The following is a 16,546-nucleotide window of genomic DNA, read 5'->3' as shown; positions in this document are numbered from 1 at the left end:
GGGGCGATCGGTCAGGGGCGGGTCGTCAGGGACGGAGTGCTCAACGGAAGGGTGCTCAGGGGCGGGGTGCCCGGGGTCTGGTCGAGGACGCGCTCTGCCTCGACCCGGTCCTTGGCGCGGCGGCGGTCCTCCAGTACCGAGGTCCAGGCGTTGCGGCGGGCGGTGCGCTGGCCGCCGCTCATCAGCAGCGACTCGACGGCGCGCAGTGCGGTGGTGAAGGACGGGATGGCGGTGGCGCGGACGGGCGCGGCCTGCATGGCGGAGGTCTCCCTCGGTACCGGCGGACAGGGGTGTACGTGCTGTGATTCCAGGCTCACTGACTGGTGTTACCAGGACGTGACCGACCGGTCAAACAGGCATGAAGCCTCGGTGGGGGGTCCGGAACGCCGACGCGGCCCCGACCTGTGCCCTCATCTGCGAGGACGGTCGGGACCGCGTCGTCTCGGCCACTACTGGTGGGTAGGGCCTTGTGCGTGAATTCACACGCGCTCGGTCCGGGCTGCTGCGGGGCTCAGACGGCCTGCGAGGCCACGTAGGCGCCGCGCTTCTCGACGGCCATCCGGTAAAGGCGGCCGGCGCGGTACGAGGAACGGACCAGCGGGCCGGACATCACACCGGAGAAGCCGATCTGCTCGGCCTCCTCCTTCAGCTCCACGAACTCGTGCGGCTTCACCCAGCGCTCCACGGGGTGGTGGCGCACGGAGGGCCGCAGGTACTGCGTGATGGTGACCAGCTCGCAGCCGGCGTCGTGCAGCTGCTTCAGCGCCTCGCTGACCTCCTCGCGGGTCTCGCCCATGCCGAGGATCAGGTTGGACTTGGTCACCAGGCCGTAGTCGCGGGCGTCGGTGATGACCTTCAGGGAACGGTCGTAGCGGAAGCCGGGGCGGATCCGCTTGAAGATCCGGGGCACCGTCTCGACGTTGTGCGCGAACACCTCGGGGCGGGAGGAGAAGACCTCCGCCAGCTGCTCGGGGACCGCGTTGAAGTCGGGTGCCAGCAGCTCGACCTTGGTGCGGCCGTCCGCGCGGCCCGCCGTCTGCGCGTGGATCTGGCGCACGGTCTCGGCGTACAGCCAGGCGCCGCCGTCCTCCAGGTCGTCGCGGGCGACGCCGGTGATGGTGGCGTAGTTCAGGTCCATGGTGACGACCGACTCGCCCACGCGGCGCGGCTCGTCACGGTCCAGGGCCTCGGGCCTGCCGGTGTCGATCTGGCAGAAGTCGCAGCGCCGGGTGCACTGGTCGCCGCCGATCAGGAAGGTCGCCTCGCGGTCCTCCCAGCACTCGTAGATGTTCGGACAGCCGGCTTCCTGGCAGACCGTGTGCAGCCCCTCGCTCTTGACGAGGTTCTGCATCTTGGAGTACTCGGGGCCCATTTTCGCCCGGGTCTTGATCCACTCGGGCTTGCGCTCGATGGGGGTCTGGCTGTTGCGGACCTCCAGGCGCAGCATCTTGCGTCCGTCGGGTGCGACTGCGGACACGACCGGCTCCCTAGCGATTGATTCTTCGGCGTGCTCAAGCGTACGCCCGTTGATTTGAATGCCCGGCGGGGTGTCCGCCTGCTGACGGCTGTCGTCCGCAACCCCCGATCCGGCCTGAGCCGCCGTGACTCGGAACGCCGGACGCGGCGGTTTTATGCCACTGGTGCCTTCTCGATCACCCGGGGCTTCGGTTCCGCGTTCTCCAGGATGTCCCGGAGGTGGCGCTCCACGACGGGGAGCACCTCGTCGATCGTGATGTCGCGGCCCAGCTCGTTCGCCAGGGAGGCGACGCCCGCGTCGCGGATGCCGCACGGGATGATCCTGTCGAACCACTTGTTGTCGGGGTTCACGTTCAGCGCGAAGCCGTGCATCGTGACGCCCTTGGCCACGCGGATGCCGATCGCGGCGATCTTGCGGTCCTCGCGGCGCTGGCCGGCGTTGGAGGGCGCGTACTCCGGGCCGTCGAGGCGGGGGTCGAACTCGTCGTCGTCCAGCCTCGGGTCGAAGTCCAGGGAGAGCCCGCCGAGCGCGGGGCGCTGTTCCACCGGGTCGCCCAGCACCCACACCCCGCTGCGGCCCTCGACCCGGGTGGTCTCCAGGCCGAACTCCGCGCAGGTGCGGATCAGGGCCTCCTCCAGGCGGCGGACGTGCGCGACCACGTCCACCGGGCGGGGCAGCTTCTGGATCGGGTAGCCCACGAGCTGGCCGGGGCCGTGCCAGGTGATCTTGCCGCCGCGGTCCACGTCGATGACCGGGGTGCCGTCGAGGGGGCGCTCACTGTCCTCGGTGCGGCGGCCGGCCGTGTAGACCGGGGGGTGTTCCAGGAGGATCACGGTGTCGGGCACCTCGTCGGCGAACCGTGCCGCGTGCACCCGGCGCTGTTCGTCCCAGGCCAGCCGGTAGTCCACGGCCTCGGCCCCGAAGCCCATCCGCACGAACCGCAACTCGCTCACGGCAAGCGCCTCCCTAGAAGGTCGTCAGGCACGAAACGCGCCCACGCCACTGTACGACCGTTCGAGCGGGTGCCGATCGGCAGCCGTCCGGCCGGGGGGCGGTCGTCAGCTTCCGGGCAATCCTCACACGATCGGATGAATGCCGGGCGAAGCCCGCGATCGGGTGTTCACTCTCCGCTACATTCACGCCGTCCGTGTGGCCATAAGGGCTGCTCACAGGCGATCCGGGCACCTCGCTCAGCCGGAAGGCAGGAGACCGCACCACAGATGACGGAACGACCCGCGCAGCGCACCCCCAACCGACAGCTCGCCGCGCTCATCGCAGAAGCGGGGTTCTCCAACGCGGGACTCGCCCGTCGCGTGGACCAGCTCGGTCTCGAACACGGGCTCGACCTGAGATACGACAAGACGTCCGTCACCCGCTGGCTGCGCGGGCAGCAGCCGAGGGGCACCACACCGGCGCTGATCGCCGAGGTCTTCACCCGGCGTCTGGGCCGCCGCCTGACCGCGCAGGACCTGGGACTGGACGCCTGCGCGCCGGTCTACGCGGGGCTGGAGTTCGCCGCCACCCCCGAAGAGGCCGTCGACATCGTCAGCGGGCTGTGGCGCAAGGACTCCGGCAGCCACGCCGAGCTGCGGAAGATCGCCTTCACCTCGGCGGGGCTGGTCGTGCCGAGCCGGGACTGGCTGATCGGACGCGCCGACGAGAGGGTGGCCCGGGCGGAGCCGCCGGTACGGGTTCCGGCACAGGGCGGCCGGCCGCCGGTCCGGCCGGCCGAACTGCTCGCGCGCCGCCGGACCGCGGCCGAACGAGGTCCGGGGCACCGGGTCACCGGCGGTGACATCGCGGCGCTGCGTTCGGTCGGTGAGCTGTTCCGCACGCTCGACGACGCGTACGGCGGAGGGCACGCCCGCCAGGCTCTCGTGCGGTACCTGGAGCACGAGTGCGAGCCGATGCTGCGCGGCACGTACGGCGAGCAGACCGGCCGCCGGCTGTTCGCGGCCGCCGCGGATCTGACCCGGCTGGCCGGCTGGACGTCGTACGACATCGCCGCGCACGGGCTCGCCCAGCGGTACTTCGTGCAGGCGCTCCGGCTGGCACAGGCGGCCGGGGACCGGTCCTACGGTGCGTACGTCCTGGTCACCATGAGCCGGCAGGCCGTCTACCTCGGGCACGGGCGGGAGGCCGTGCAGCTGGCGCGGGTCGCCCAGCAGGGGGCGGGTGGGTCAGGGCCTTCGGTGGTGCAGGCGCTGCTGCACGCGGCCGAGGCACGGGGGCACGGGGTGCTGGGGGAGGTGCGGGCCTGTACGGCGGCGCTGGTGCGCGCGGAGCGGGCGCTGGAGGGCGCGCGGCCCGGTGACGAGGTTCCGTACTGGGCACGCTTCTTCGACGAGGCGCAGCTCGCCGACGAGTTCGGGCACTGCCACCGGGATCTGCAGCAGTTCCGGGCCGCCGCGCAGCACGCGGAGCGGTCGCTGCAGCTGCGGGCGCCGGGGTACGCCCGGAGCCGGCTCTTCTGCCGGATGGTGCTGGCGACCGCCCGGCTCGGCCTGGGGGAGCTGGACCAGGCGTGCCAGCTGGCCGCCGAGGCGGCCGGTCAGGCGGCGGAGATGCGGTCGGTGCGGGCCGTCGAGTACGTCCGGGACTTCGAACGGAGGCTGGAGCCGTACCGGGACGCGGCTCCGGTGCGCACGTACCGCGACAGGATCGCGGCATACGGCTGACGCCCCGGGGCCCGAGCCCGCGTGCCTCGTGCTGCCCCGTGTGCCCGCGTGCCACGCGTGTCCGCGTGCCACGCGTGTCCACGTACCCGCGCGTCCGTGTGCCACGCGTGTCCACGTACCCGCGCGTCCGTGTGCCACGCGTGTTCACGTACCCGCGTGTCCGTGTGCCCGCGGGCAGTCGTGCCGCTGGGCGGCACGGGTGGGCGCGACGGCACCCCGCAAGCGCCGGGCCGCGCAACCACCCCCCGGCCCACTCCAGCACGGGGCACCGGTACGGCGCCGGGGCGCAGGCCCACCCCCGGCTCACTCCGGCGCGAGCCTCAGGCCACCCGAGCCGTGGGCGCGGGCTCCGCCGCGTGCAGGGGACGGTTCGCCCCCAGATCCGTCAGGATCGCCGCCGCCGCCCGGTGCGCCGAGTGCAGCGCCCCCTGCACCGTCCCGGTGTCCCGGTGGTCGCCGCACACGTACAGCCCCGCCAGCAACCGCACCGGCCGCCGCAGATCGTGCGGCGGCCGCATCGCCGGCACCGCTTCCGCGGTGTGGTGCACGCCCAGCGTCTCCCAGCGCGCCGTCGACACGCCGTACAGCCGGGCCAGGTGCATGCGTACGGCCGTGTCGATCCCCGGTGCGGGCGGCCCCAGGACCGTCGAGCCGACCAGCGTGCGTCCGGCCGGGGCCCGGGACGGGTCGACGTGGCTGACGACCGCCGTGTGCGCCACCGGCCCGCCCCGCTCGGCGTCGAGCAGCAGCGAGGCACCGGTCCCCGGGGCCTCGTCGGTGCTGTGGTGCACCACCGTCACGGGGTGGAAGTCCGGCACCCGCAGTCCGGGCAGCAGCTCGGCGGCGGCCCGCGCCCCGGTCGCGATCAGCACCGCGCCGCACCGGAACTCCCCGTGTTCCGCGGTGGTCACCGAGGTCGTCGACACGGAGGTGACCCGCACCCCCGTGTGCACCGTGCCCGGCGGCAGCGTCCGCGCCAGCTGCCGCGGCAGCGCCTCGGCACCGCCCTCCGGCACACACAGCCGCCCGCTCGCGAACGCCCGCAGCGCCAGATCCGCGCACCGGCTGGACGTGGTGAGATCCGGATCGCACAGCAGGGCGGCGAGCAGGGGGCGCAGAAAGCCGTCGATGGTCCGGGCGGGCAGGCCCCGGGCCGGCAGCGCCTCGGCCGCCGTGGTCTCGGGCCGGGCCAGCAGCCGTTCCACCGGCGTGCCCGCGAGCCTGCTGAACGCGGCGCCCAGACGGGCCTGGTCGACCGCCGTGCCCAGTGGGGCGCCGGTGCGGCTGCGGGGCACGGACACCTGCCGACCGGGCACCGCCACCGGCCTCCTGGGCCCGCCTCCCGGCCGTGGGGCGCTCGCCAGGGCGCGCACGGCATGGAGTGCGCCTCTCGCGCTCCGCGCCCCCTTCGCGCCCGGCTGCACGCCCGCACGATGGTGCCGTCCGTCGCTGTGCAGCAGGACGCCGGGCGCGAAGGGCCGCAGCACCAGCCCGTCGAGGCCCGCGGCCGGCCGTAGTTCGGGATACGCCGTGGACAGCAGCCGTCCGATCCGGTCGAGCCGGAAGCCGTCGACCTTCTCGGTCGCCATCCGGCCGCCCACCTCATGGGCGGCCTCCAGGACCAGGGTGGTGACTCCTGCGCTGGTCAGTCGTCGCGCCGCGGAGAGTCCGGCGACCCCGGCTCCCACGACGACGACGTCCGCCTGGTACGTGGGCTCAAGCACGTGCCCCTCCTCGAGGTTGCGCGGGCGCTGGAGACGTCATGCCCTCAACAGGCCCCAGGGATACCCGAGTTCGGGTCGAGGTTAGGGCCGTGGCCGGGCACCTGGTCAGTCGCGCATGGACAGAGCACGGGCGCACGACGGTCGCATGCGCACGCCGGACGGGCGCGTTGTGGTCGCAGAGGGATCGGAGCCGGACCGGTTCCGGGCGGGCCGCGGTCGCACGGGCGCGCTCACAGCGCCGCCCGGACCGCCCCCTCGATCCGGGGGAACGCGAACCGGAAGCCGGACTCCAGCAGCCGCGCCGGCAGCACCCGGGCGCTGCCGAGGACGTCCCCGGCCATCTCCCCGAGCACCGTCCGCAGCACCGGTGCCGGCACCGCGAACACCGCCGGCCGGTGCAGCACGCGCGCCATCGCCCCGGTGATCTCACGGTTGGTCACCGGGTGCGGGGCGGTCAGGTTGAACGGCCCGGACAGCCCGTCGGCGTCCAGCAGATGGCGCAGCGCGGCCACCTCGTCGTGCAGCGCGACGAACGACCAGTACTGGCGCCCGTCACCCAGCCGCCCGCCCAGCCCGGCCCGGAACAGCGGGAAGAGCCTGCCCCACGCCCCGCCCCCGCGCGCCACCACAAGACCGGTGCGCGCGAACACCGTCCGCACGCCCGCCTCCCGCGCCGGCGCCGCGGCCGCCTCCCACTCGACGCACAGCTCCGGCAGGAAGCCCTCGCCCGGCGGCGCGCTCTCGTCCACCGTCCGGTCACCGGTCTCGCCGTAGTAGCCGATCGCGCTGCCGTTGAGGAACACCCGGGGCCGTACGTCCTCGGGCAGCCCGGCGACGGCCTCGGCGAGCGCGGTGGTGCCACCGACCCGGCTGGTCCTGATCCGTGCCTTGTAGGCCGCCGTCCAGCGCCGGGCGCCGACCCCGGCCCCGGCCAGATTGACCACCGCGTCGCACCCGGCGAGGCCGGCCGCGTCCACCGACCCGCGCTCCGGGTCCCACCGGACCTCGTCCGCCGCCCGGGGCGTGCCCCGCACCAGCCGGACCACCTCGTGCCCGTCCGCCGCCAGGGACCGAGCCAGCGCGCCACCGATGAGCCCGGACGCACCGGCCACCGCGATTCGGGAACGTTCCATGGCGTCCATCCTGCCCCGTACGGCTCGAAACGCACGGCCGGGGCGCCAGGACCCGGCCGTACAGTGGTCCTCATGCCCGAGCCGTCCATACGCATCGCCCGTTCCGGTGACGAGGAGGAGCTGGCCCGCCTCGACCGGGAGACCTGGTCCACCGTGCACGCCGTCGTCCCGCGGCCGGCGCACGACTCGTTCTTCGGCGAGCGGTCCGGGCCCCGGGAGCACCTCGTCGCCGAGTACGGGGGCCGGATCGTGGGGTACGTCCGCCTCGGCTTCGCCACCGAACTCGCCGCCAACGCGCACGTACGGCAGATCCGCGGCCTCGCCGTCGCCGAGGAGGCACGTGGCCTGGGCGTGGGCCGGGCCCTGGTGCGGGCCGCCGTCGCGGAGGCACGGGAGCGCGGCGCCCGCCGGATCACCCTGCGCGTGCTCGGCCACAACACCGCCGCCCGCACGCTGTACGAGTCCGAGGGCTTCGTCGTGGAGGGCGTGCAGCCGGAGGAGTTCTTCGTCGGGGGCGAGTACGTCGACGACGTCATGATGGGGCGGTCGCTGGTCTGACGAGGCCTGTGAGGTCCACGGGGCATACGAGGCCTACGGGACTCACGAGGCCTACGACGTCACCGGCTCCCCGGTGTCCACCGGCGCCGTCGCGTCCGCCGCGCGCCCGGCGTCGTCCGCCACCTCGTCCGCCGTCAGCACGTAGCCGGTCTCCGCGTCCGAGGTGGAACGCGCGAACACCACGCCGTACACCCGGCCGTCCGTGGTCAGCAGCGGGCCGCCGGAGTTGCCGGGGCGGACGGTCGAACGGATCGAGTAGATCTCGCGGGTGACCGCCGCGTCGTTGTAGATGTTCTGTCCCCGGGCCTGGAGCCGGCCGGCGACCGTCGCCGCCTGCAGGTTGAGGTCGCCGTCCTGCGGGTAGCCCGCGACGACCGCCGCGTCACCCCGCCCGGCGTCGTCGTCGAACTCCAGGACGGGCGCCCGCAGCTCCGGCACGTACAGCACGGCCACGTCCTTCTGCGGGTCGAAGAGCACCACCCGCGCCTCGTACGCCCGTCCCACCCCGCCCACGCGCACGGTCGGCTCGTCGATGCCGGCCACCACATGGGCGTTGGTCATCACGTGCTCCGTCGCGTACACGAAGCCGCTGCCCTCGCGGCCCTGGGTGCCCGCGACGCCCTCGACCTTCACCGTGCCGCGCTGCGCGGCCCGGGTGGCGGCCGCGGTGACGCTGTCGCCGGTGGGCGCGGCGACCTCGGCGGTCGACTCGTTCTCGAACGGGTTGAAGACCTGCGGGAAACCCGCCTCGGTCAGCGCCGACGTGGCCCGCGAGAACCAGCCCGGGGTGGTGTCCGGCATGGTGTCCTGCACCGCGCCCAGCAGCCGCGAGTCCCGGATCGCCGACGTCACCAGCGGGGAGGAGGACGCGCCCAGCACGCTCGCCACCACCCACGCCACGATCAGCACGGCCACCGAGTTGGCCACCGCCCCGCCGGCCCCGTCCGCCACCCGCAGCGGGCCCCGGTCCAGCTCCCGCCGCAGCCTGAGCGCCAGCCGCCCCGCCAGCTCGTGGCCCGTCACGGCCGGCAGCAGCACCGTGAACACGGCCGTCACCGTCGCCCGGGTCGTCCCCGGCGTCACCAGGTCCATCACCCACGGCAGGATCCACACGCCGACGACCGCACCGCCCACGAAACCGGCCAGCGAGACACAGCCCGCCAGCAGCCCGCGCCGGTAACCGGACGCCGCGTAGGCCAGGACGACCAGCAACAGCAGGATGTCGAGCAGGTCCACGCGCGCCGCCTTTCTCTCGGGACCACCGGCCCACCAATACGTGGGGGAGGGGCCCGGTGATCAGCCCCGCGCGCGACGGCCGCGGGAATGCGGCCACGCGCGCGTGTACCGGGGAAAACGCCGCGGACCGAGGCGATGGTTCCACCGGGTGGAGCAGCACGGATCGCGGACCCGGGCGGACCGGCCCACAGTGGGACCATGCGTGTCCCCAGGAGACCGCGCGGAGCGCGGAGGCGCCGGGCCCCCCGGCTACCCCGGGGGGCCCGCGCCCCCCCCCAGCCCCCGGCCCTCACCGCCGCCCCCCGCGGGCGGGCCGGCGGGGGCCCCCCCCGGCCCCGGATACCCGGCGGGCCCGGCGCCCCGCGCCTGCCACGGGCCGTCACGGCGCCGCTCGGCTGCCTGCCGGGCGTGGCCGCCGCCGTCGCCCTGGTGCTGTGCGCCTACGGCGTCGAGCACGCCGCCGAGGACTCCGCCGCCCGGGCCGCCGCGCGGGTCACGGCCGCCCATCAGGCGCCGGCGCCGACCGTCGTACCCCGCTCCGCCTGGCTGGGCGACACCGCGCGGGAACAGCCGCCGCCGCGCTACGACGACGAGGTCGTCGCCGTCTTCGTCCACCACACCGACTCGCCCAACGACTACGACTGCGCGGACGCCCCCGGCATCATCCGGGGCCTGTACGACGGCCAGACCGGCGCCCGCGACTGGGACGACCTCGGCTACAACTTCGTCGTCGACCGCTGCGGCACCGTCTACGAGGGCCGCGCGGGCGGCACCGACCGCCCCGTCACCGGCGCCCACACCCAGGGCTTCAACCACCGCACCACCGGGGTCGCCGCCCTGGGCACCTTCACCGAGGGCGTTCCGGTGCCGCCGGAGATGCTGCGCGCGATCGCCGCCGTGACCGCCTGGAAACTCGGCACGTCCGGCACCGACCCGCGCGCCGACGTCCGGCTGGTCTCCAGCAACGGCGGCAGCCGCTACGCGGCCGGCACCACCGCCACCCTGCCCGCGGTCGCCGGCCACAGCGACGGCTACATGACCGACTGCCCGGGCGCCGCCCTCAGGGCCCGCCTCCCGGAGATCAGGACCCTGGCGGCCCGGCTCCAGGGACGCGAGACCGAGGACACCGTGCCCGAGGACACCGTGCCCGAGGACACCGTGCCCGACGACACCCGGACCGCTGTACGGAACAACAACGACACACGGAACGAAGAGCAGGTCCCATGAACGACACGCCCGACCGAAGTACCACCTGGGCGGACGCGCTGCGCCGCCCCTGGACGGCCCTGTGCGCCGCCGCCGCCGTCGTCCTGGGCCCGGCGGCCCACACCGCCTCCGCCCTCATGCAGGCCAACGCCGCCCCCCTGCGGCACGCGCCGACTCCCCACCGGCGCCTTTGAACCGGCAGGGCGCTCAGCTCCCGAACCGCTCCCACAGCCGCGGGTAGCGTTCGGCGAGCAGGGCCTCGTTCTCGAAGTCGAGCGGCGTGCCCTCCGGCTCCGCGGGGGCCGAAGGCAGCTCGAGGTCGGGCGCCACCGTGCCGGTGAGCTGCTCGTACGCCTCGTCCGCCGCGTAGCCGAGCTCCTCGCCGTCGCCGTCGATCTCCTCGTCGAAGTCGTCCAGCAGACCGGCCAGCGCGTCGGGGTCGTGCAGCGCCCCCTCGAACACCTCCCGGCCCTGGCCGATCAGCCAGCACCGGAAGTAGTCGAAGGCGTCGTCGCTCGCCCCGCCCAGCAGCAGCCACGCGGCGCCCCACAGATCCCAGTGGTAGGCGCGGTGGTAGCGGGACTCGAAGTGACGGGCGAAGTCCAGGACCGCCTCCGGGTCCAGCCGCAGCAGCCGCTCCACCAGCAGGTCGGCCTGCTCCTCCGGATCACCCCCGGCGTCCTCACGGGCGGCGTCCACCAACTCCCAGAACTCCGTCTCGTCCATCACGAGGTCAAGCATCGGCCCTGCGGTCCGCGGACGCACCCGCAGTACGCGCACCGGCCGGGAAGGGGCGCGTCCCGCAGGGGCGCGGGGAACCGCGCGAAGGGGGTCCGGGGGCGAAGCCCCCGGGGACGGGACGGGAAGGGGCCGCGGGGGCGAAAAGAGCACAGGGGGCGGAAGGGGCCTCGCCTTTCACCGCCGGTACAGCTCCGCCAGCCGCACGGCCTCCGCCGCGAACCGCTCCCGCAGGGTCGCGGGCGCCAGCACCTCCACCTCCGCCCCCAGCGCCGTCAGCTGCGTACGGGCGACCTCCTCGGACTCCACCGGCAGGGTCACCGTCACCCGCCCCTCGTCGTCCGGCTCGCCCGCCCGCGCCAGCGCCTCCCGCGCGGTCGGCGGGTCCACGGTGTGCGGCAGCCGGCGCGCGCCCTCCGCCGACAGCCGCACCACGACCTCCGCGCGCAGGATCGAGCGTGCGAACTGCTCCGCCCGCTCCTCCCAGAACGCGGGCAGATCGAAGTCCGCCGAGCGCTCGAAGCGTTCCCCGCCCGCCTCCACCGCCGTGAACCGGTCGATCCGGTACACCCGGAAGGACCCGTGCGCGGAGACCCGCGCGCACAGGTACCAGACGCCCGCCTTGAGGACGAGCCCGTACGGCTCCAGCTCCCGTTCCACATCGTTCTCGCCGCGCCGGTAGCGGGCGGCGATCCGCCGGTCGTCCCACACCGCGTCCGCGACCGCCGGCAGCAGCTCGGGCGTGACCGGCTCGCGGAACCAGTTCGGGGCGTCCAGATGGAAGCGCTGCGCCGCCGTGCGGGAGGCGTCCCGGAGGGAGGGCAGCAGGGCGGCCGACACCTTCAGCCGGGCCGCCGAGGCCGCGTCCTCCAGGCCCATCTCACGCAGCGCCCCCGGCACCCCGGACAGGAACAGCGCCTCCGCCTCGCCGCGCGCCAGCCCCGTCAGCCGCGTCCGGTACCCGCCGACCAGCCGGTAGCCCCCGACCCTCCCCCGGTCCGCGTACACCGGCACCCCGGCCTCCGACAGCGCCTGCGCGTCCCGGGTGACCGTCCGCTCCGACACCTCCAGCTCCCGCGCCAGCTCTGCGGCGGTCATGGAAGGCCGGGACTGGAGCAGCAGCACCATCTTGATCAACCGGGCAGCACGCATGGGCCCATCATGCAAGAAGCCCCCGCCGAGTGGGCGGGGGCCTCCTGTCGTGATCCGAGCCTTACAGGCCGTACTTCTCGCGGGCTTCCTTCACGGCCGTCGCCTGGACCTCGCCGCGCCGGGCGAGCTGGGCCAGGGCCGCGACGACGATGGACTCGGCGTCCACGCCGAAGTGGCGGCGGGCCGCGTCACGGGTGTCCGACAGACCGAAGCCGTCGGCGCCCAGCGACGAGTAGTCCTGCTCGACCCACTGCGCGATCTGGTCCGGGACCTGGCGCATGTAGTCGGAGACCGCCAGCACCGGGCCCTCGGCGCCCTGCAGCGCCTGCCGGACGAACGGCACCCGCTCCTCGCCCCGCAGCAGCGCCTCGTCCGCCTCCATGGCGTCCCGGCGCAGCTCGGTCCACGAGGTGGCGGACCACACGTCGGCCGCGACACCCCACTCCTCGGAGAGCAGCTGCTGCGCCTTCAGCGCCCAGTGGATCGCCGTACCGGAGCCGAGCAGCTGGATGCGCGGCGCGTTCGCGGCCGGGGACAGGCCCGCGGACTCCGCCGTGTTGAAGCGGTACAGGCCCTTGACGATGCCCTCGTCGATGCCGGCGGCCGACGGCTTGGCGGGCTGCGGCAGCGGCTCGTTGTAGACCGTCAGGTAGTAGAAGACGTCCTGGTCCTCGTCGGGCAGGGCCTCGCCGAACATCCGGCGCAGACCCTCCTTGACGATGACGCCGATCTCGTACGCGAACGCCGGGTCGTACGTCAGCGCCGCCGGGTTGGTCGCCGCGATGACCGGGGAGTGGCCGTCGGCGTGCTGCAGGCCCTCGCCCGTCAGCGTCGTACGGCCCGCCGTGGCGCCGACCAGGAAGCCGCGGCCCATCTGGTCGCCGAGCTGCCACATCTGGTCGCCGGTGCGCTGCCAGCCGAACATCGAGTAGTAGATGTAGAACGGGATCATCGTCTCGCCGTGCGTCGCGTACGACGTCGAGGCGGCGACGAACTCGGCCATGGCGCCGGCCTCGGTGATGCCCTCGTTGAAGATCTGCCCGTTCTTGGCTTCCTTGTAGTACATCAGCTGGTCGCGGTCGACCGGCTCGTACGTCTGGCCCATCGGCGAGTAGATGCCGAGGGACGGGAAGAGGCTCTCCATGCCGAAGGTGCGCGCCTCGTCGGGGACGATCGGCACCCAGCGCTTACCGGTCTCCTTGTCGCGGACCAGGTCCTTGACCAGGCGGACGAAGGCCATGGTGGTGGCCACGTTCTGCGATCCTGAGCCCTTGTCGAAGGCGGCGAACGCCTTGTCGGCGGGCTGCGGCAGCGGCGCCACCGGGTGGACGCGGCGGGCCGGGGCCGGACCGCCGAGCGCCGCGCGGCGCTCCTGGAGGTAGCGGACCTCGGGGGAGTCGGCGCCCGGGTGGACGTAGGGAACCACACCGTCGACGAACTGCGCGTCCGAGACCGGCAGCTCCAGCCGGTCGCGCATCGCCTTGAACTCGTCCACCGTCAGCTTCTTCATCTGGTGGTTGGCGTTCTTGGAGGCGAAGCCCTCACCGAGGGTGTGGCCCTTGACGGTCTGCGCCAGGATCACGGTCGGCGCGCCCTTGTGGGCGAGCGCGGCCTTGTAGGCGGCGTACACCTTGCGGGACTCGTGGCCGCCGCGCGAGAGGTGGAAGCACTCGAGGATCTTGTCGTCGCTCAGCAGCTTCGCCATCTCGGCGAGCGCCGGGTCCTTGCCGAAGAAGTCCTCGCGGATGTAGGCGGCGTTCCGCGTCTGGTACGTCTGCACCTGCGCGTCCGGCACCTCGCGGAGCCGGCGGACCAGCGCGCCGGTGGTGTCGAGCCGGAACAGCTCGTCCCACGCCGTGCCCCACAGGGTCTTGATGACGTTCCAGCCGGCGCCGCGGAACTGGGCCTCCAGCTCCTGCACGATCTTGAAGTTGGCGCGGACCGGACCGTCGAGGCGCTGCAGGTTGCAGTTGACGACGAAGGTCAGGTTGTCCAGCTGCTCGCGGGAGGCGAGGGTGAGCGCGGTCGTCGACTCGGGCTCGTCCATCTCGCCGTCGCCGAGGAACGCCCACACGTGGGAGTCGGAGACGTCCTTGATGCCGCGGCTGGTCAGGTAGCGGTTGAAGCGCGCCTGGTAGATCGCGGAGATCGGGCCGAGGCCCATGGAGACGGTGGGGAACTCCCACAGCCAGGGCAGACGGCGCGGGTGCGGGTACGACGGCAGGCCGTTGCCGCCCGCCTCACGGCGGAAGTTGTCGAGCTGCTGCTCGCTGATCCGGCCGTCGAGGAAGGCACGGGCGTAGATGCCGGGGGAGGCGTGGCCCTGGATGTAGAGCTGGTCGCCGGAGCCGTCACGCTCCTTGCCGTGGAAGAAGTGGTTGAAGCCGGTCTCGTAGAGCCAGGCCGCGGAGGCGAAGGTGGCGATGTGGCCGCCGACGCCGTACTTGCTGCCGCGGGTCACCATGGCCGCCGCGTTCCAGCGGTTCCAGGCGGTGATGCGCTGCTCCAGCGCCTCGTCGCCGTCCACGGCGGGCTCGGCGGCGGTGGGGATGGTGTTGACGTAGTCCGTCTCGAGGAGCTTCGGCAGCGCGAGGCCGGCTCCCTCGGCACGCTCCAGCGTGCGGCGCATCAGGTACGCGGCACGGTGCGGCCCGGCCGCCTCGGTGACGGCGTCCAGGGAGGCCTGCCACTCGGCGGTCTCCTCGGGGTCGCGGTCCGGGAGCTGGTCGAGCTCGCTCGGCTGGATGGCGTTGGGGTCGGTCATGTCGCCGCCTTCCTCAGTCGAAGGGGGTTCCCTCATCGGTAAGGGTTCGGGGGTGCCCTTGGTCTTTGGCAGGACAGGGCGGAGGGCTCGGGTGCGAGCCCCGGGTGACTGTAACCCCCTGATCGATGATCGATCAAAGGGTTGAGAGCGATAATCTCTTGATAACGAGAAAGTAGGCACGCGGTGCCTTGGAGAGTGGCACTCGGTGACGCTTCTTCGCCGCGTTTTTCCAGGTGGGCGGGTGTGTGAGCGAGGGTCCGCTCGGGTGGGAGCCGGGTCAGGGCCGCGGCGCGCACCCCAGGACGTGCGCCTTCACGAGCTCCGCGATGCGCGGGTCCCGCCTGTGGAACGCGGCTACCAGTTCCTCGTGCTCCTCGGCGTACGACTGCTGGACCGTGCCCAGCCAGCGGATGGACAGCGCGGTGAAGACCTCGATGCCCAGACCCTCCCAGGTGTGCAGCAGCACCGAGTTGCCGGCCGCGCGGACCAGCTCGCGGTGGAAGGCGACCGTGTGCCGCACCTGACCCGTTCCGTCGACCGTGCGGTCGGCCTCGTACAGGGCGGCGACGTGCGGCTCCAGTGCCGAGCAGTCCCGTGCCAGCCGCTCCGCCGCCAGCTCCGCCGCGATCGCCTCCAGGCCGGCCCGGACCGGGTAGCTCTCCTCCAGGTCGGCGGCCGTCAGGTTGCGCACCCGTACGCCCTTGTTCGGCGCCGACTCGATCAGGCGCAGCGACTCCAGCTCGCGCAGCGCCTCCCGCACCGGCGTCTGGCTGACCTCCAGCTCGGTCGCGATCCGCCGCTCCACGATCCGCTCGCCCGGCTGCCAGCGTCCACTGATGATCCCCTCGAGGATGTGCTCGCGGATCTGTTCGCGCAGCGAGTGGACGACGGGCGCTGTCATGAGGGCTCCTTAGAGGCGTTTGACGCTTAGACAATAAGGCCGGTCCGCCGTGGTTGAGGGGCGCTCGCTGATGCTTTCGCGCAGGTGAGACAAGACTTACACGCCGCTCTCTCTGCGCCGGGCGGGTGGTTTCATGCGATTTTCGGATCAGATGGCGTATCTCCTGTGCTGTGGGTGATTTGTCCGTATCAAAATGATCGTGCAACTTCCCTTGAGTCAGACGGGACACAAGCGACGATGATGCGAGTCAAACGGTCCAGACCCTCGCGCCCCCGGGCCTTCGCCCGACGGCATGCTCTTCGACTGGGTGGCGCGATGGTTTTCGCCACGACACTGGTCGGCGTCTCGCCGTCCGGGGTCTCGGCGACACCCGGCCCCAGCCGGGACGCCTACGACCCCGGCAAGTGCGACTACAGCCATCACCACCTCTGCAAGGGCGAGCAGGGGCCCCCTGGTCCGCCCGGGCCTCCCGGGCCCCCCGGGCCCCCCGGACCTTCCGGTCCTCCCGGGCCCCCCGGACCTTCCGGTCCTCCCGGGCCCCCCGGACCTTCCGGTCCTCCCGGGCCCGCCGGGCCGTGCGTGAGCATCGACAGCTACAACCGCGGCTCGCAGCAGTACACCGGCGTCATCAACCCCGACCGAGAGATCTCGGTCGGCACGCGGAACCTCCAGCCGGGCCCGGGCGCGTACACGTGGTCGAACCTGTCGGACAACCAGAACGCCCCGACGAACGGCTGCACCGTCACGGTGAGCGAACAGGGGAACACGCTGAACGTCCAGGTGATCACCACCACCGGCACGGTGGTCGAGACGTTCTGCAGCGTCCCCGGGAACCAGCTGGTGTGCACGTCCCCGTGGACTGCGGTCAACCCGCAGCCGCCGGCGTGATCCCCCGCTGACCGACGCGGTCCTCTGCCGCATACGTCGGTGCCCCCGCCCGGAGTCTCCGGGCGGGGGCCCCCACGGAGTCGGGGGAGGC

The 16,546-nt window shown here is 73.3% G+C and carries 15 protein-coding genes; 5 read left to right on the top strand and 10 right to left on the bottom strand.

Features of this window, described 5'->3' with window-relative positions:
* Positions 1–11: 11 nt before the first annotated feature.
* The 3 genes from ACFXAE_RS26180 to lipB form a co-directional block, all read right to left on the bottom strand.
* Positions 12–257, bottom strand: coding sequence for a hypothetical protein (locus ACFXAE_RS26180; RefSeq protein ID WP_384719068.1), 246 nt, complete (start codon positions 255–257; stop codon positions 12–14).
* Positions 258–511: 254 nt separating this feature from the next.
* Entirely contained in the window at positions 512–1,477 is a 966-nt protein-coding gene (gene lipA, locus ACFXAE_RS26175; protein ID WP_384719066.1) for a lipoyl synthase, read from the bottom strand.
* 152 nt (positions 1,478–1,629) lie between these two features.
* Positions 1,630–2,430 carry a lipoyl(octanoyl) transferase LipB gene (gene lipB, locus ACFXAE_RS26170; protein ID WP_384719064.1) on the bottom strand — a complete coding sequence of 267 codons (801 nt, stop codon included), beginning with the start codon at positions 2,428–2,430 and terminating at the stop codon, positions 1,630–1,632.
* A 267-nt stretch (positions 2,431–2,697) separates the two neighbouring features.
* On the opposite strand from lipB, the gene ACFXAE_RS26165 reads away from it, so the two are divergent.
* On the top strand, positions 2,698–4,155 hold the full coding sequence (locus ACFXAE_RS26165; protein ID WP_384719062.1) for a regulator: 1,458 nt from the start codon (positions 2,698–2,700) through the stop codon (positions 4,153–4,155).
* Between the two features lie 320 nt (positions 4,156–4,475).
* On the opposite strand, the gene ACFXAE_RS26160 is transcribed toward ACFXAE_RS26165, so the two are convergent.
* A complete protein-coding gene (locus ACFXAE_RS26160) occupies positions 4,476–5,879 on the bottom strand; it encodes an NAD(P)/FAD-dependent oxidoreductase (protein WP_384719060.1) in 1,404 nt (467 codons plus the stop codon).
* Between the two features lie 230 nt (positions 5,880–6,109).
* Positions 6,110–7,012, bottom strand: a complete 903-nt coding sequence (locus ACFXAE_RS26155; RefSeq protein WP_384719058.1) for a TIGR01777 family oxidoreductase — start codon at positions 7,010–7,012, stop codon at positions 6,110–6,112.
* A 72-nt stretch (positions 7,013–7,084) separates the two neighbouring features.
* Between ACFXAE_RS26155 and ACFXAE_RS26150 the strand changes: the two genes are divergently transcribed.
* A complete protein-coding gene (locus ACFXAE_RS26150) occupies positions 7,085–7,570 on the top strand; it encodes a GNAT family N-acetyltransferase (protein ID WP_384719056.1) in 486 nt (161 codons plus the stop codon).
* 51 nt (positions 7,571–7,621) lie between these two features.
* On the opposite strand, the gene ACFXAE_RS26145 is transcribed toward ACFXAE_RS26150, so the two are convergent.
* Positions 7,622–8,806: a MarP family serine protease gene (locus ACFXAE_RS26145; RefSeq protein WP_384719054.1), complete on the bottom strand. Its 1,185-nt coding sequence runs from the start codon at positions 8,804–8,806 to the stop codon at positions 7,622–7,624.
* 399 nt (positions 8,807–9,205) lie between these two features.
* Here ACFXAE_RS26145 and ACFXAE_RS26140 point away from each other — a divergent pair, with 399 nt between their 5' ends.
* Together ACFXAE_RS26140 and ACFXAE_RS26135 are read left to right on the top strand one after the other, a co-directional pair.
* Positions 9,206–10,033: a peptidoglycan recognition protein gene (locus tag ACFXAE_RS26140; RefSeq protein ID WP_384719144.1), complete on the top strand. Its 828-nt coding sequence runs from the start codon at positions 9,206–9,208 to the stop codon at positions 10,031–10,033.
* On the top strand, positions 10,030–10,206 hold the full coding sequence (locus tag ACFXAE_RS26135; RefSeq protein ID WP_217136717.1) for a hypothetical protein: 177 nt from the start codon (positions 10,030–10,032) through the stop codon (positions 10,204–10,206). The genes ACFXAE_RS26140 and ACFXAE_RS26135 overlap by 4 nt, the downstream gene beginning before the upstream one ends.
* A gap of 13 nt (positions 10,207–10,219) precedes the next feature.
* Here the strand turns inward: ACFXAE_RS26135 and ACFXAE_RS26130 are convergent, their stop codons facing one another.
* From ACFXAE_RS26130 to ACFXAE_RS26115, 4 genes are all read right to left on the bottom strand, one after another.
* Positions 10,220–10,738 carry a DUF4240 domain-containing protein gene (locus ACFXAE_RS26130; protein WP_384719142.1) on the bottom strand — a complete coding sequence of 173 codons (519 nt, stop codon included), beginning with the start codon at positions 10,736–10,738 and terminating at the stop codon, positions 10,220–10,222.
* Positions 10,739–10,927: 189 nt separating this feature from the next.
* Positions 10,928–11,902 (bottom strand): helix-turn-helix transcriptional regulator, encoded by a 975-nt coding sequence (locus ACFXAE_RS26125; RefSeq protein WP_384719052.1) that lies wholly within the window; start codon positions 11,900–11,902, stop codon positions 10,928–10,930.
* 61 nt (positions 11,903–11,963) lie between these two features.
* Positions 11,964–14,666 (bottom strand): pyruvate dehydrogenase (acetyl-transferring), homodimeric type, encoded by a 2,703-nt coding sequence (gene aceE / locus ACFXAE_RS26120; RefSeq protein ID WP_384719050.1) that lies wholly within the window; start codon positions 14,664–14,666, stop codon positions 11,964–11,966.
* Positions 14,667–14,943: 277 nt separating this feature from the next.
* On the bottom strand, positions 14,944–15,567 hold the full coding sequence (locus ACFXAE_RS26115) for a GntR family transcriptional regulator (protein ID WP_384719048.1): 624 nt from the start codon (positions 15,565–15,567) through the stop codon (positions 14,944–14,946).
* Between the two features lie 579 nt (positions 15,568–16,146).
* Between ACFXAE_RS26115 and ACFXAE_RS26110 the strand changes: the two genes are divergently transcribed.
* A complete protein-coding gene (locus tag ACFXAE_RS26110) occupies positions 16,147–16,455 on the top strand; it encodes a hypothetical protein (RefSeq protein ID WP_384719046.1) in 309 nt (102 codons plus the stop codon).
* Positions 16,456–16,546 lie beyond the last annotated feature (91 nt).

The organism is Streptomyces sp. NPDC059454 (assembly GCF_042749965.1).
Classification (GTDB): domain Bacteria; phylum Actinomycetota; class Actinomycetes; order Streptomycetales; family Streptomycetaceae; genus Streptomyces.
This window is presented reverse-complemented; position numbering and strand designations above follow the sequence as displayed.

Coding starts and splice junctions, on each gene's coding strand:
- ACFXAE_RS26180 (WP_384719068.1), bottom strand. CDS start 257: ATGCAGGCCGCGCCCGTCCGCGCCACCGCCATCCCGTCCTTCACCACC.
- ACFXAE_RS26165 (WP_384719062.1), top strand. CDS start 2,698: ATGACGGAACGACCCGCGCAGCGCACCCCCAACCGACAGCTCGCCGCG.
- ACFXAE_RS26155 (WP_384719058.1), bottom strand. CDS start 7,012: ATGGAACGTTCCCGAATCGCGGTGGCCGGTGCGTCCGGGCTCATCGGT.
- ACFXAE_RS26150 (WP_384719056.1), top strand. CDS start 7,085: ATGCCCGAGCCGTCCATACGCATCGCCCGTTCCGGTGACGAGGAGGAG.
- ACFXAE_RS26135 (WP_217136717.1), top strand. CDS start 10,030: ATGAACGACACGCCCGACCGAAGTACCACCTGGGCGGACGCGCTGCGC.
- ACFXAE_RS26130 (WP_384719142.1), bottom strand. CDS start 10,738: ATGGACGAGACGGAGTTCTGGGAGTTGGTGGACGCCGCCCGTGAGGAC.
- ACFXAE_RS26125 (WP_384719052.1), bottom strand. CDS start 11,902: ATGCGTGCTGCCCGGTTGATCAAGATGGTGCTGCTGCTCCAGTCCCGG.
- aceE (WP_384719050.1), bottom strand. CDS start 14,666: ATGACCGACCCCAACGCCATCCAGCCGAGCGAGCTCGACCAGCTCCCG.
- ACFXAE_RS26115 (WP_384719048.1), bottom strand. CDS start 15,567: ATGACAGCGCCCGTCGTCCACTCGCTGCGCGAACAGATCCGCGAGCAC.